The organism is Leptospira weilii serovar Ranarum str. ICFT (assembly GCF_000332415.1).
Lineage (GTDB): Bacteria > Spirochaetota > Leptospiria > Leptospirales > Leptospiraceae > Leptospira > Leptospira weilii_A.
In genome coordinates, this window is the sequence record NZ_AOHC02000014.1 from 34033 (window position 1) to 48799 (window position 14767).

The following is a 14767-nucleotide window of genomic DNA, read 5'->3' on the forward strand; positions in this document are numbered from 1 at the left end:
ATGATACAAATCAAAAGAGCCCTGATATCCGTAAGCGATAAATCCGGCTTAGTGGAGTTCGCACAATTTTTAAATCAAAACGGCGTTGAGATCATCTCCACCGGCGGAACTTTAAAACTTCTGAAAGACAACGGCATCGCCGCGATCGCAATCGACGACTACACGGGTTTTCCGGAAATTTTGGACGGAAGAGTGAAAACTCTCCATCCTAAAGTACACGGGGGTCTTCTCGGCGTACTTTCCAATCCGGCGCATAAACAAAAAATGGAAGAATTAAAGATTCCTAAAATAGATTTGGTCGTCGTCAACTTATATCCGTTTTTAAAAACAGTTTCCAAACCCGGAGTTCAATTGGAAGAAGCGATTGAAAATATCGATATCGGCGGACCTTCCATGATTCGAAGCGCGGCGAAAAACTACAAACATACTCTCGTTCTCACCGACCCGAACGACTACAAAGAAGCGCAAACCCTCATTGCATCCGCAAGTGTTTCGGAAGAAGTAGCGGCGGGTTATATGAGAAAAGCGTTTTCTCATACGGCGATGTATGATACCGCGATTTCATCCTGGTTCTATAAACAAACAGGAGACGTTTTTCCGGACGTTCTCAATCTTTCTTTTATCAAAAAGCAAAAACTCAGATACGGGGAAAATCCTCACCAAGCCGCGGCCTTTTACGAACCTCTTTTTGCGAAGAGCGACTTTGCTCCTTTACAAGGAAAGGAATTGTCGTTTAACAATATGCTGGATTTCGACGCGGCGTTTCATATCTCCAGCCTTCTTCCCGAAAACACGGTCTGTATCATCAAACATCTCAATCCATGCGGGATCGCTTATGCGGACGATCCGTTGGAGGCGTTTCAACTCGCGAGAAGAACCGATCCGATTTCCGCGTTCGGAGGTGTGATCGGAATCAAGGGAATCGTAAACGGGGAATTGGCCGCCGTGATCACCGAAAACTTCGTGGAAGGTGTGATCGCTCAGAAGTTCACACCGGAAGCCCTGGACATCTTTTCTAAAAAACCGAATATTCGCCTGATTGCAATCGAGGACTTCAAGGAAGCTCTGGACGAATTGGACCTCCGACCGATCCATCACGGTTTGCTCATACAGGACAGGGACTACACAACAATCACCGAAAAAGATCTAAAAGTAGTCACCAAAAAACAACCGACACCCGATGATATTCGTGGTTTGATGTTTGCTTGGTCCTGTGTTCGTTTTATCAAGTCCAATGCGATCGTTTATACGGAAGAAAATGCGACCTTGGGAATCGGCGCCGGACAAATGTCCAGAGTCGACTCGGTGCAGTTAGGCGCCAACAAGGCCCTCAACGTCGGTCTTTCCGTTGTAGGTTCTTATGTTGCGAGCGACGCATTTTTTCCTTTCCGGGACGGGATCGACGCGCTTGCAAAAGCGGGGGCCAAGGCGATCATCCAACCGGGCGGTTCGGTTCGAGATCCGGAAGTCATTCAGGCTGCGGATGAACACGGACTCATTATGGTTTTTACGGGGATGAGGCACTTTAGACACTAATTATGGAATTTCTACTCTATCTAATCTTCTTCGGAATCGTTTCTGGCGTACTCGTTCTGGCGAGTTATTACTTTAAACTTCTCTTTCTTTCCGGAAGAGAATCTTTCGAAAGATTGGAACTCATCGATTGGATTCGAATCCTTCCGGATGAATGGCTCAAACTTTTAGAATCCAACGGAAGCCTTCAGTACGGAGCGATCGGATTTTTCGTTTCCGCATTCGTTTCCTATCTTTGGACTCTTCTAGGAGGAATGATCGGCGCCCCTCATTACGCGGATTCGTTTGGAAATTATTTCTTTCTTTCGTTTTTATTGCCGACCGTCCTTTTGACCACGTACGGAGTTCTTGTGGAATTCGTCCTCAAGGATCTTCCATCCACAAGCCCGAATCATTTTCTGGTCCGTTTTTTCGAACAGGAAGTGGCGATCTTAAGCGGATCGGCGATTTCCGTCATCGCATCCAATCTGGCCGTATACGGATGGTTCCACGAGATTCCGTTCTTATTCGTTTTTCCGAATATTTCCATCATCGCCGTTTTGCTCGTTCTTCGTTGGAACGGAAAGGTAAGGATCGGCGGAATTCAATTTTCGGGTTCTAAAAACCCTTCCGACGCAGAAGATTCTGAATAAATTTCTCTAAAAACTGCCGATAGAAAAGATATGAGAATTTCCGCATTTCTTCTTTCTTGGATTCTAATTCCTGTCGCGCTTTACGGCCAACTCCCGGACGAATCACCGGACCGTAGACAACCGACTAACACCTCACAACAGGCGGTCAATTTGTTGGAAGGGTTCGCGGAATCCTCTTGGGGTGAAAGTTATGCGAACCTACGGGAAAAGTTTTTATCTCTTTCCACCAATCCGCAGAACGACGAAAAGGTGGAAATCGTTTTCGAAGATAAGGAGAAATCCCTTCTCATACGCAGAAACGGAATTTTTTATTCCTATCGTTTTTATTCCACCCCGAAAATCGTAACCGAGTCCAGACCTAAAAATCAAACGGCGACTGTCGAAAATAAATCGGAGACGGAAGAAGAAAATCATTCGGCGCCGGGAGTTTTATTTTCCGTCGGAGTTTTATTCCGATATCTTCCGGGAAAAGAAGTGCAACAAAAGTTGGAACAGAAATACGGAAAACCTAAAAAAGAAGCTTTGGCGGAAAACAAAATCGGCGGCGCGGTGCTTTGGGAAAAAACGGATGAAAAACAATCTCCTCCCAAAGGCGGTTATGTGGTTCAGTGGAAAGAGGCTTATAAAAAGATGCCTTTCACAAGACGGGTGGACTACTTCAGTTCCTCGATTCAATTTCAGATCGGAAAAGAATACAAAGAATTTTTCAGCGCGGAAGAAATCAAAACTCTTCGAGATTTGATTCCATAAAAGAAAAGAATTCTTCTAAAATTCTTTCGGCTGCAATACGACCCATTAAATAAAATTCTATTGACCCGACCTTAGCCTTTCAACGATGCTCTAAGTATTCTATTTTATGGAGCCTAATCAATGGAATTATACCTGGACACTGCAAACGTAGACGAAATTAAAGAAATCGCATCCTACGGACTTGTGGACGGAGTGACAACAAATCCTTCCATCATCGCCAAGTCCGGAAGAAGTTTTAAAGAAGTCATCAAAGAAATCTGTTCCATCGTTCCGGGCCCCGTCAGCGCAGAGGTTCTTTCGACTCAGTTCGACGGAATGTTGAAAGAGGCCCTCGAACTCGTAGAGATCGCTGAGAACGTAGTCGTCAAGGTTCCTTTGATTCCGGAAGGACTCAAAACCGTGGTGGAACTTACGAAAAGAAATATTCCCACGAACGTAACTCTTTGTTTTTCGGCGCCTCAGGCTCTTCTTGCCGCTAAGGCAGGTGCAACTTTTATTTCGCCTTTTATCGGTAGAGTGGATGATACGAGTTGGGACGGAATGGAACTGATTACCGAAATCAGAGAGATCTACGACAACTACGGTTATGATACGAGAATTCTCGCCGCCTCCATCCGCGGACCGATGCACTTAAAAGAATCAGCGCTGAGAGGTGCGGACTGCGCGACCATGCCTCACTCCGCGTTTCTGCAACTTTTCAAACATCCGTTAACCGACATCGGCTTGGAAAAGTTTTTGGAAGATTCAAAAAAGTTAAAGTGGTGATTTTCTAAAACCGAATTCAAATCGACCGTTTGGAACAAAAAGCCCTCTTTGCAAGAGGGCTTTTTTATTTCACCTGCAGTTCTATTTGATCGTTTTTTTTCGAATTTCGGATAAAAACGATCGCGAAAAATTACGTAACCGGATCGTTTCCATTCTTGCAAAAGAAGGGATTCATTGTGTTTTTTGAAGAAATACAATCTTTTTTCTTTCGAGGATTCTAAGATAACGTGAGTTCGACGGTTGAAATCTTGGGCGAATAAGAAACTCGAGTGCGTTCGCTCCCTGAACGCCGACCCATAGGAAGGCGTTCACTGAGTTTCCTGGGTCGCTCCGCAGCTCGCGAATTTCATAGCTAAAATGGGCGCGCGACCTAACGTTGCGACAGCAGGCAGCAACGTTTTGATGAGTTTCCCGAGCGACCGTAGAAGCGAGACGCTGAGTTGTTCGTTTGAACTAAAGTGTTGCTCCTGCGGTCGCAACATAATGTTCCAATTCCTTCGGAATTAAACTCAATATTTCTCCCTATGGGTCGAAATATATAATCGCTTTCGCATTTGTTATACCGAACTCACATTAAGATAAAAATCTCAAAATCGATTTTTCTATTTTGAAATATAAAGATTGTATTTCAATAGAGCACTAAGAACCCGTCCCAAATCTCAAAACAATCGCAGAGATTCGCGGCCATTCCGATAAAATCGGACGGTTGGCGGACAAACACTAAGTCTTCATCAAGAAGTTTTGTAAAAAATTTCGGTTGTAGAAAGAACGAAAATTACAAGTTCGCAAAACAAAACGGATTCGAATCTTATTTCAAATTCAATCCTGAATTTTTTTCATTCCGTAATAGTCGTCGATCATCAGTTTCATGGATTCTAAAAAACACATGATCGATTGATGAGATGCGTCGTAAAACAAACTACAAGAAGTCTGAGTGTTTAAGTCCACCGGAACCGCGGAGTATTTTTTCGCTAAGTCTTGAACCCTAGGCCACCATGTTTTTTCCATTTCCAATTCATAATAACGTTTCCGATACGTTTCGTAAACCTTCGGCCAAATGAGATAAACCTTTACGTCGTTCTCTTTTGCCAACTTCAAAAACCGTTCCACAAAAAAGAACTGAGTCGATCCGAGGTTGAACGTGGAAAGATACAGATTTCGAATTCGAGCCGAATCCTTCTCCAATCGATCCGGATCGTTTATGAAAGTAGTGTAAGCGAATTGTTCCCCGTGATTCAAATTGAGGACCATATAATCGGTGTTTAACGCCGGGTTGTATTCGTCTAATTTTTTTTCCTGAAGTCTTTTGGAGAATAATTTTAAATCCGGATTGATTCGTCTAACCGCAAACAGACGATCTAAAAACAGTTTTTTACGATCTTCAAATGAAATTTGATCCATATATTTTAGTAGAAATTCGTCGTCCGCACCGTATTTTAAAAACGGATCGTAAAAAACTCCCTTGGTATCGTCGAAACCTTCCGGACTTACAACATAAAATACTAATTTAGGTTTTAGATCTTGTTTGATGATTTTTTCAAACCAATATAAACCGTAGGCCGGCACCGCCTGAGGACCGGAAAAATTATACAATATCCAATCCTTTTGTAATTTTTTGTCGATTCCCATCGCGGAATAAGGATAAGCTCTGGAATCTCCGAAAGCGAGCGCCAAAGAACGTTCCTTTAAACTCTGATCGTGAATCAGTTTTTCAAAGAGGGATTTCCTTTGCGTGTAATAGACGGTGTTTCCGGCTTGAATGAAATTCTTTTGAAAATATTCGAGGGTGAATATCTTATCCAAACAAAATACGAATACTAGAAATAAAATCGGATAATAGATATATATTTTTTTCATAGATGAAATCCCCGTTAAAACCGCGAGTAGAAAAAGTCCGCGTTACCCGCGTTCATTCCGACCATGATAAAAAGGATTACAAGTCCTAAGATCGGCAAAAGTCCGGCTCTCCACTTTTGGGGAACCGAATATTTTTCGGGCCATTCCTCGCCAACGTGGAACAAGAATACGAAAATCAACATATAAACTCCGGTTTCAAGTCCCGTCAAAGATTGTCCGCTTTGGAACGTCAAAATTCTTGCGATGGAAGAAATCGCCGAATTAAAGTTCGGCGTAAAAAAGAAAGTCCAGGAAATCGAATATACAAGCAGAACGAATAGATAACGTAAAACGGCTTTTACATAAGGAATTTCAGGAAGGATCCTCCAGTTCCGCACTTCGAACAATCTCTCCAAGGCCAGATAAATCCCCGTGAGTAAACCCCAAATGAGAAAATTCAAACTGGCCCCGTGCCAAAGTCCGCCTAACATAAAAGTTACGATCAAATTGATCGCGGTTCTGAGTTCCCCTTTTCTAGACCCGCCTAACGGAATGTAGATATAGTCCCGAATCCAATAGGAAAACGTTAAGTGCCACCGTCGCCAGAGATCCCCGAAGTTTTGGAAAAAAAACGGAGCTTTGAAATTTTCCGGCAGATCGAATCCCAACAACTTTCCGATTCCTCTGGCCATATCGGTAAGTCCCGAAAAGTCGAAGTAAAGATTGGCCGCAAAAAGAAAACAGGTCAAAAGTAGCGCGATCCCCGAGTAATCTTTCGGAGATAAAAACACGGGTGCGATCAGAGGTAGAATAGCCGCGGATAATAATCCTTTTTTGACGAGACCTCGGAGAAAAAGCCAGAGACCGTCGATCAACTTGGCCGGTGTCATCGTAGGGGCTTCAAATTGATCTCGAACCTGATCGAATCGTAGAATCGGACCCGCAATCATCACCGGAAAGAAAAAGATAAAAGAAAAAAATCCCGTAAGACCGACCTTCCCATTATGACCTTCTCGTTTCGAATCCACCGCAAATGAAATAAATTGAAACGTATAATAACTGATCGCGGCAGGAAGAACGACTTCAAATCCCGTTAAACCGAACAAGACGGAAAATTTTGCGTCGATCGCCGTTTTTTCCCGGAGAACGGAAATCGAAAATACGAAACCGATAAACTCCATAAGTAAATAAAAATATTTGAATAGACCCAAATTGAGAAGGTTAAAAACGACGGCCGACTTTACGTACCAGGATTTTTCGTTCCAATATCGATATAACAGCCAATTGGCGAAAACGACCAGGATGAGATGGAATAAAAAATTAAAACTGAATGCGGAATAAAAAAAAGCGGATCCTACGATCAAAAGATATTTTCTGCTCTTTTCCGGAACGTTCCAGTAGATCAGATATACGGTCAAAAAAAATAAAAGAAACTCAATACTGATAAAATTCATTTCCAAATTCCCGTCTCAGCCGGAAGATATCCGCCTTCTTCCAAGTTGAGCCTTTCTAATTGTATCGAACCGACTCGAATTCTTTGTAGATCAACCACACTCGCTCCGGATGAGTGAAACATCCTTCGGATCTGTCTTTTTTTTCCTTCCGCGAGAATAACACGATACACGCAATTTTTCCCGGGAACGAGTTTAACCATCTTTGCACGCAGAATTTCCCCTGCATCCAAAATCCCTTTCTGAAAAGCGGCTTGAATCCCCTTTTCTCCCGGATCATATTTTAAGGTCACGAGATATTCCTTTTCGGAACCGTGGGAAGGATGCGAAATCCTCTGTGCCAATTCTCCGTCATTTGTCAAAAGCACAAGCCCTCTCGAATCAAGATCGAGGCGACCTGCGATTTTGTAGTTTTGATAAGCGGGAGGAAGGAGTGAAAAGATTGTCTTTTCGTGAAAACGATCCCCGTGAGAACAGAGATATCCCGCCGGTTTATTTAAGATCAGAATTTTTTTAGGTTCTTCTATCGGGTTTACGACTTTTCCCAAATAGGCAACCACGTCCGTCCCCGGTTTGACCTTGGTTGCCAGCGCATCCACTCTTTTGCCGTTAATCGTAATTTGGCCCTTTAGGATTAGTTCTTCCGTTTTTCTTCTCGAACCTAAACCGCAGTCTGAAAGAAATCGATTCAGCCGAATCTCATCCGGAACGTTTAGATCATCCTTCGATTGCATGGATTCTTCCATTTCAGAAAGATTCAAAAAATCTTCTACCTAAAACTTTCGTTGACCGCACTTCCTAAAATTCGAGGATAGAGCTTGTTGCAAGTCGGATCTGCAATCGTATGAATCCTCTCAAAAAAAAACCTCGCACTCAATCTCTCCAGGAAGCCCCTGAAAAACCGGATTGGCTCAAAGTAAAACTTACCTTTCCCGATCCGAAAAATAATTCCGTTGCAGCGATCCGGAATTCTTTAGAGGAAAAAAAACTCAACACGGTTTGTGAAAGCGCTTCCTGTCCCAATCTGAATCACTGTTGGTCCAGAAAAACCGCAACCTATATGTTAGGCGGAGATATTTGTACGAGACGCTGCTCTTATTGCGACGTTGCTTCGGGAAAACCTTTTCCTCTGGATCGTGAAGAACCGAAACGTGTTGCGGAATCGGCGATTTCATTGGGCTTAAAACACGTCGTGATCACCGCGGTCAATCGAGACGATTTGGAAGACGGTGGCGCCGCTCATTTCGCGGAAACCGTGAAAGCGATTCGTAAAGGACTTCCGGATTGTAAGATAGAACTTTTGATTCCGGATCTCAAGGTAAAACAAGAATCCTTGGAAATCATTTTCAAATGTAAACCGGACGTATTCAATCACAACGTTGAAACCGTTAAAAGACTTTTTCCCGAAGTGGCTCCGCAAAAAAAATACCAACGTTCTTTGGACGTTTTGAGAATCGCTTCCGAAAGAGGATTTTTGACCAAAAGCGGTTTGATTTTGGGAATGGGCGAAACCGTGGGAGAAGTAAAAGAATGTATGCAAGATCTTGCAAGTGTTGGCGTTTCTTTTTTGACACTCGGACAATATCTACAACCCACTCCGACACATCTTCCCGTTAAAGAATACGTTCTCCCCGAAGTTTTTAAAGAGTTAAAGATATACGGAAAGTCCGTCGGATTTCAGGGAGTTTTTTCCGGACCCTTGGTAAGAAGTTCCTATCACGCAGACGAGCAAGTCTCATGGAATTCGTAGACGAATCCGATCTCGGTCCCCCTCCCGAAGAGATTAAGAAACTTATCTATCATTCCATAATTCAATTTCTTTCCCATAAGGAAGGGTCGGTCAGTAGATCCGAAGTAAAGGACCTTTTGGAAAAAACGATCAATCTGATCCCGGGTTTACAAGCGCGCTGGGCGGAAATCAATCGATTCGGTAAGAATAAGATGATTCTTCAATGGCAGGGACGGATTATGCTCATCGACATGGAAGAAATTTTGGAATCGATTCATATGCTCTGGAATCAAAGATTCGATTTTTGAAAAACAAGGTCGTCATTTCAGACCAACAGAAATGACACGAAGTCCACTGTGTTTTCCGACGATGTGGTGTCTCCAATTTGTCCAGTTTTACCGAACCCACGTAATATGAATGTGTTCGGAATTCTTCGCCTAAAAACGGAATTATGCTCAATCAAGGCGAGTCATAGGCGGACTTAGTAGTCGATGATTTCTGGGATCAGAGGAAAGACGGTACAAAGAAAAACCCGGGGTTTAAAACCCGGGTTCTTTCCACCTGATTTCAGACTCAGTCTCTGTTATCAGAATTTAGCTTTTGTTTGGAAGTCGTAAATCACTTCTTGAACATCGGCCTGGTTGATCTTCTTAATTCCTTTTTCGGTATGAACGATCATCGTCGATCCTTGTTGATCTACGATTGCACCAATCATAGAAGATCCGTCCGTCATGATGATTTTTTCGATTCTTTCGTAGTAGTTTACGATATCCTTACCGGACTTCAACTCTTTCGGAGCGGAGATCAGAATTTGTTTGAATTTCTTAGATTCTTCTTCTTGACGAACCGCTACTTCACTTTCCAGTTTTTTTCTCTCGGTTTCAAGAGACGCAGCTTTTTGCTCATCGACTTTTCCGGAAGACTCTTCGTTGATACGAACCATCTTATCCGTAGTTTCTTTGTCTACGGTTACGATCGTTCTAATTTCCTCTTCATCCTTTTTAGAAATTCCGGAATTGTCCAGTTTCTTAACGACGTTCGCGATATTCTTTTCACTGATCTTAGAAGAATCTTTTCCTTCCAGAGACTTATCGTCCGCCTTCATTACGGAAGCTTGATTCTTTTCAAGAACGATCTCCGAAGATGCAACACTCTGTTGAATCTTTTTCAGTTCTTCGTCCTTAGAAATTTCCTCGTCGCTTAAACCTTCAAGAACGGTAACACGAGGAGCCACTGCAACGGAACCTTCTAAAACTTTTACGACCGCTTTGTCGGATTTAGATCTGTCTACGATAAAGGAAGTTCCACGCACACCGGCGATTGCGGTCGGAGTGACCACGGAAAACTGATCCTCTTTAGAAGCCTTGTTGACTTTCGCAAAAACTTTTCCGGAAACAAGCGCCAGTCTTGTATCGGAGTTCCCTTTGGAATTGATGGAAAGACCGTCAAAGTCGATTACCGAATTTTCCGACATGCGAATCGCGGATCCGTCTGCAAATTGGATATCAACTTTGGATTTTTCTTTCGTTGTGACTTTGTCTCCAGTTTTTAAACTGGCGCCTAACGTGGCTTTTTCTTCGGTTAAATCCGCGTGAAGAATTTTAGCTTCTCCTACACTGAACACAACAACAGCCGAAGGGCTGTTTTCTTTACCGGTAGCGGCTGCCTTGGAACTTTCGGTAGGTTTCTTACAAGCGTTGAACACCAGAACCCCGGCGGTCAATACGATTGAGGAAACGATTAAGAGCTTCTTCATACCATTTTCCTTAAGATTGGATTGATAACAGAACTGCGGTGGTGGCAGCCTCTATCTATGTTTCTCAACAAACAATAGAATCGCTTTTGCCAAATCTTTCAATTTTTTTTTACTAAATGAAAGATATTTCCCGAACCAAAATCGGCAAAATAAATTTCTCCATGCGGATCTCGGCCAAAAGTGCTGATTTGAAACGGAACTCGCATGAGGAGCTCATTGGAGATCTTTTTACCGTCTTTTTGTCGTAAAGCCCAGATTTTACCGGTTACAAAATCTCCATACACATACGAACCCACCAATTTAGGCAGATCTTTTCCTCTATACACATATCCTCCAGTAATAGACTGTCCCTCGTCTCTGGAATATTCATGAATCGGATCGGTGAGCATCGCTTCTTCACACACGGGATTCTTTTTAAAACAATGAAATCCTTCCTTAATATTCCAACCGTAGTTGCGTCCCTTTTGAATCAGATCGATCTCTTCGAATTCATTTTGTCCTACGTCGGCTAAGTAGAGTTCGCCGGTAACGGTATCAAAGGAAAATCTCCAGGGATTTCGAAGACCATAACTCCAAATCTCCGGTAAAAAACCGGGGCGACCCAGAAATGGATTATCGTCGGGAACTTTGTAAGGAGCGCCTGTGGGCTGAGGGTTGGGAGAAATTCTCAAAAGTTTTCCTAAGAAAGTTCCGGGATTCTGTCCGTTTTTGTAGGGATCGTTTGCTCCTCCTCCGTCTCCGAAACCGATGTAGAGTTTTCGATCGGGACCGAACGCAAGCTGACCTCCGTTATGATTGGAGTAAGGTTGTTCCAACCTCAGAAGAATTTTTTTTGCGTGTTCGATCTTTTGAACTGCGTTATTCTTCCATTCAAATTCTAAAATCTTAGAATAGTCTTTGCCTCCTTCTTTTACAATGACGTTCACGAAAAATTTAGAATCCGTTGAAAATTCGGGAGAAAACGCAAGACCCAAAAGTCCTTCTTCGGAACGTGTTTCCACTTGGCCCGTAAAATCCGCTTTGAGAGTTTTGATTCCCGTGGTCAGATCCACTTCCACGAGTTTTCCTCGTTTTTCCAGAACGATCATCCTTTTTGAATTCCCCGGAAAAAATTGAATGTCCGTCGGCTCTTGAAATCCTTCCGCGACCCGAACATATCCTGGAACCGCGTCGATTTCCTTCTTCGTCCGATTCTTTTTAGGCGGAAAATTTTTCGTTTTAGCAATCAACGGAGAATGAAACGAAGAGATAGAAACGAATCCAAATAATAAGACAATCCAAACTGAAAACCCGAACCGAATCGATTGGATAAAACCAATCGGATGATTTTGAAAACCTAAAAAACTGCGTGTCATTTCCGTTCCTTTGGGGACATTGTCTAATCAAGATGGAAGCCACAGATTCAATCCGCCAAAGTTCCACCATTCCACTTCTGGAAGAAATGGAAAAGAAATATAAATCGATTCCGATGGAAGCCATCGTCAAACAAGACATCTTAAGACAAGGAATCCACTTTCTTAAAGAAGCCTTTGACGTAACGGGCGAATACAAAACGAAAGATTACTTTATATTCTCCTTCGATCATATTCCACTTTCCGAATTGGGAGAAGGCGCCGATCTAAAAGCTCCGGAAGAAATCAAAGTTTCCGGGGGACATTTTGGTCTGCTTCCGACCATTATCTCAACTCGGAACAATCCCAATTCTCCCTATAAAGTGAAAAAGTCTTCGGATGGAAAACCGTCTCTTTACCTCGGGGAAACCTTTTTAGGAAACGTCGAGTTCCCGCCTCTTCCCGCTTGGTACCGTCACAAAACGAAAAACGGAAAAATTCCGGGAGAAATCGCACCCGTCATCGAATGGGGTTATTTGATCTATCTTACGGTTTTTAGAAACTGCCAATACTTCGGGAAGGAAGAAGAATGCGCGTATTGCGATATCAATCATAATTATCGTCAACAGAAAAATGCGGGACGTCCCTACACCGGCGTAAAAGACATCGAAGACATCTTGGAGGTTTTATCCTGGATCGACGCGGAAGATAAGATCGCAAAGGTTTATACGATTACCGGCGGAAGTGTGATTACTTCCTTAAAGAAAAAGAATGAAATCGATTTCTATCTGGATTACGCGCAGGCTATCGAATCCAAATTTCCGGGAAGATGGATGGGCAAGATCGTTTCTCAGGCTTGGGAAATCGAGGACTGTAGGAAATTTAAGGATGCGGGAATTCAAGTTTATCATCCGAACTACGAAGTCTGGGATAAAAATTTATTTCAAAAAATTTGTCCCGGTAAGGAAGCCTATATCGGAAGAGACCATTGGATTCGAAGAGTCGTGGATTCTGCGGAAGTGTTCGGACCTTCTTATGTGATTCCGAATTTTGTTGGAGGAGTCGAACTTTCCCAACCTTATGGGTTTGCAACCGTTGCCGAAGCGATCGCCTCTACGGGAGAAGGTTTAGATTTCTTTATGTCTAAGGGAATCATGCCTAGATTTACGGCTTGGTGTCCGGAACCTTATACGACTCTCGGAACACAGGCCGGTCCGCCTCTGGAATATTTTTGCGAACTTTTGACCGTTTGGAAAACTACATTCGAAAAGTATAATTTACCGGTTCCTCCCGGTTATGGAGAACCGGGTCCGGGCAAAGCCGTGTTTTCGGTTTCCGCGTTTATGGACGTGATCGGTTACCCGGGAAGGAATTAAAACGATTCCTATTTTCGTTTATCACCCTGCGTTTATTTTACGCTTTTGTTAAATACTCACGGAGTGTTAAATACGAGCCGTTGGAATTTTTTAAAACCTTAGAGTTGTCCCAAAACGTCTCGAGTTTTTTCGGCATCGCATTCATTTCCGCAATTTTCGTAGGTTTTGGGACGAGTTCTTATTAAGATTTTTGAAATGGAATGAAAGTTTACTTTTTAGTTTTCGGGTTTTGAACAGGGCGATGCCCGCGTTTTTATGTCGGAAACCGGTCATGATAGTCTAACGTGTAAAAATAGAATCTCCGACTCCCACGGACTCCAATTATATGGCCGAATTACTCAAAGATCTATATTCAAAAAATGTATTAGAAAAAATTGCGGCTTCCTTCTCGAAGGAACTTCCCTCGGTTTCTCAGGACGAATGGATTCGCAAATTCAAACAAAAAGACTGGAAACGACTCGAACTGAAACAAAGGATTCGCAGAATCGGAGAAATTTTGGCCGAAACCTTGCCGAAACCGTTTCCAAAAACTATGGAACCCTTGCTTAAGATTACGGATTCGTTCGAACGATCTTTTGAAGGAAAGGAAGTTTTTCTTACGATCTTTTTGGGCGACGTCGTGGAAATTCTGGGAATGGATCACCCGAAAGAATCCATGCGAGCGATCGAAAGAATTACCAAATTGATTTCTTGTGAATTTTCGATTCGACCTTTTTTAATCCGACATCCGGAACTCGTCTGGAAACAAATGTTGGAATGGTCTTTACACGAGGATCCGGGCGTTCGTAGATTATCCTCCGAAGGAAGTAGGCCCAGGCTTCCTTGGGGAATGGGAATTCCGGGTTTAAAACAAGATCCTAGGAAAACACTTCCGATTCTGGAGAACCTGAAAGACGACGAGGATGAAGTCGTGCGCAGAAGCGTCGCCAATCATCTAAACGATATTTCCAAAGACCATCCGGATTTAATTTTAGAGATCGCGGAAAAATGGGCCGGGTTCTCAAAAGAAAGGGATTTACTTTTAAAACACGCGTTACGCGGTCTTTTAAAAGCGGGGAATCAAAGAGCCCTTAAAATTTTCGGCTTTGGTTCCGAAGTAAACGCAAAGATCCTAAATTTAAAATTGAAATCTAAGATTGTCAAAATCGGCGAAAACTTATCTTTCGACTTTACGGTACAATCCGAGGAATTGCGACAAACCCTTCTCAGAATCGAATACAAGATTCAATATGCGAAAGTTTCCGGAAAAACCTCCAGAAAAGTCTTTCAGGTTGCGGAAAAACTTTTCCTTCCGAAAGAATCGGTCCGTTACGAAAAGAAACAATCGTTTCAACAGATGACGACCCGGGTCCACGTTCCCGGAAAACATACGTTGGAAATCCATATCAACGGAATTTTGAAATCGAAGATCGATTTCCAAGTCGTTCCTTGATTTTAGAGTCAGGATGTCGGTGGATAGGACAACTAAAGCGTATCACTTCTATGTGCGTTCGACGGAGTCAATAAATTTGTGATTCGGTTTTTTTTGAAACCGGCAAGTTTGAAATTTATCGACCACTGTATTTCGACCCTTAGAGAGAAATACTGAGTTTCCTAAGAGCCTAATGG

13 protein-coding genes are annotated in these 14767 nt (G+C 42.8%); 8 read left to right on the plus strand and 5 right to left on the minus strand.

What is annotated here, in order from left to right; all coding sequences use genetic code 11:
• The 4 genes from purH (at position 1) to fsa (ending at position 3680) form a co-directional block, all read left to right on the plus strand.
• Positions 1 to 1536 (plus strand): bifunctional phosphoribosylaminoimidazolecarboxamide formyltransferase/IMP cyclohydrolase, encoded by a 1536-nt coding sequence (gene purH / locus LEP1GSC060_RS03250; protein WP_002995981.1) that lies wholly within the window; start codon positions 1 to 3, stop codon positions 1534 to 1536.
• A gap of 2 nt (positions 1537 to 1538) precedes the next feature.
• Entirely contained in the window at positions 1539 to 2165 is a 627-nt protein-coding gene (locus LEP1GSC060_RS03255; protein ID WP_002996142.1) for a hypothetical protein, read from the plus strand.
• Positions 2166 to 2195: 30 nt separating this feature from the next.
• Positions 2196 to 2915: a hypothetical protein gene (locus tag LEP1GSC060_RS03260; RefSeq protein WP_002996243.1), complete on the plus strand. Its 720-nt coding sequence runs from the start codon at positions 2196 to 2198 to the stop codon at positions 2913 to 2915.
• Positions 2916 to 3035: 120 nt separating this feature from the next.
• Positions 3036 to 3680 (plus strand): fructose-6-phosphate aldolase, encoded by a 645-nt coding sequence (gene fsa, locus LEP1GSC060_RS03265; RefSeq protein ID WP_002996177.1) that lies wholly within the window; start codon positions 3036 to 3038, stop codon positions 3678 to 3680.
• Positions 3681 to 4499: 819 nt separating this feature from the next.
• Here fsa and LEP1GSC060_RS03270 read toward each other — a convergent pair.
• Genes LEP1GSC060_RS03270 through LEP1GSC060_RS03280 form a run of 3 tightly spaced genes read right to left on the minus strand, consistent with a single transcriptional unit; the run spans position 4500 to position 7728 of the window.
• The gene (locus tag LEP1GSC060_RS03270) at positions 4500 to 5537 is read right to left on the minus strand and encodes a DUF1574 domain-containing protein (RefSeq protein WP_002996106.1); all 1038 of its coding nucleotides are present in this window, start codon (positions 5535 to 5537) and stop codon (positions 4500 to 4502) included.
• Positions 5538 to 5551: 14 nt separating this feature from the next.
• Positions 5552 to 6970 (minus strand): MBOAT family O-acyltransferase, encoded by a 1419-nt coding sequence (locus LEP1GSC060_RS03275; protein ID WP_002996373.1) that lies wholly within the window; start codon positions 6968 to 6970, stop codon positions 5552 to 5554.
• Complete coding sequence (locus LEP1GSC060_RS03280) at positions 6967 to 7728, minus strand: pseudouridine synthase (RefSeq protein WP_002996046.1); 762 nt, start codon at positions 7726 to 7728, stop codon at positions 6967 to 6969. Before LEP1GSC060_RS03280 ends, LEP1GSC060_RS03275 begins: the two co-directional genes overlap by 4 nt.
• An 83-nt stretch (positions 7729 to 7811) precedes the next feature.
• Between LEP1GSC060_RS03280 and lipA the strand changes: the two genes are divergently transcribed.
• Both lipA and LEP1GSC060_RS03290 read left to right on the plus strand, forming a co-directional pair.
• A complete protein-coding gene (gene lipA / locus LEP1GSC060_RS03285) occupies positions 7812 to 8717 on the plus strand; it encodes a lipoyl synthase (RefSeq protein ID WP_002996057.1) in 906 nt (301 codons plus the stop codon).
• Entirely contained in the window at positions 8705 to 9004 is a 300-nt protein-coding gene (locus LEP1GSC060_RS03290) for a hypothetical protein (RefSeq protein WP_002996349.1), read from the plus strand. Before lipA ends, LEP1GSC060_RS03290 begins: the two co-directional genes overlap by 13 nt.
• 278 nt (positions 9005 to 9282) lie before the next feature.
• Here LEP1GSC060_RS03290 and LEP1GSC060_RS03295 read toward each other — a convergent pair whose 3' ends face one another.
• Together LEP1GSC060_RS03295 and LEP1GSC060_RS03300 are read right to left on the minus strand one after the other, a co-directional pair.
• Positions 9283 to 10452 (minus strand): lipoprotein LipL45, encoded by a 1170-nt coding sequence (locus LEP1GSC060_RS03295; RefSeq protein WP_002996207.1) that lies wholly within the window; start codon positions 10450 to 10452, stop codon positions 9283 to 9285.
• A gap of 98 nt (positions 10453 to 10550) precedes the next feature.
• Positions 10551 to 11807: a PQQ-dependent sugar dehydrogenase gene (locus LEP1GSC060_RS03300; RefSeq protein ID WP_002995918.1), complete on the minus strand. Its 1257-nt coding sequence runs from the start codon at positions 11805 to 11807 to the stop codon at positions 10551 to 10553.
• A 32-nt stretch (positions 11808 to 11839) separates the two neighbouring features.
• On the opposite strand from LEP1GSC060_RS03300, the gene LEP1GSC060_RS03305 reads away from it, so the two are divergent.
• A complete protein-coding gene (locus LEP1GSC060_RS03305; protein WP_002996082.1) occupies positions 11840 to 13159 on the plus strand; it encodes a radical SAM protein in 1320 nt (439 codons plus the stop codon).
• A gap of 325 nt (positions 13160 to 13484) precedes the next feature.
• Positions 13485 to 14591, plus strand: a complete 1107-nt coding sequence (locus tag LEP1GSC060_RS03310) for a DNA alkylation repair protein (protein WP_002996288.1) — start codon at positions 13485 to 13487, stop codon at positions 14589 to 14591.
• The last annotated feature ends 176 nt before the right edge of the window (positions 14592 to 14767 follow it).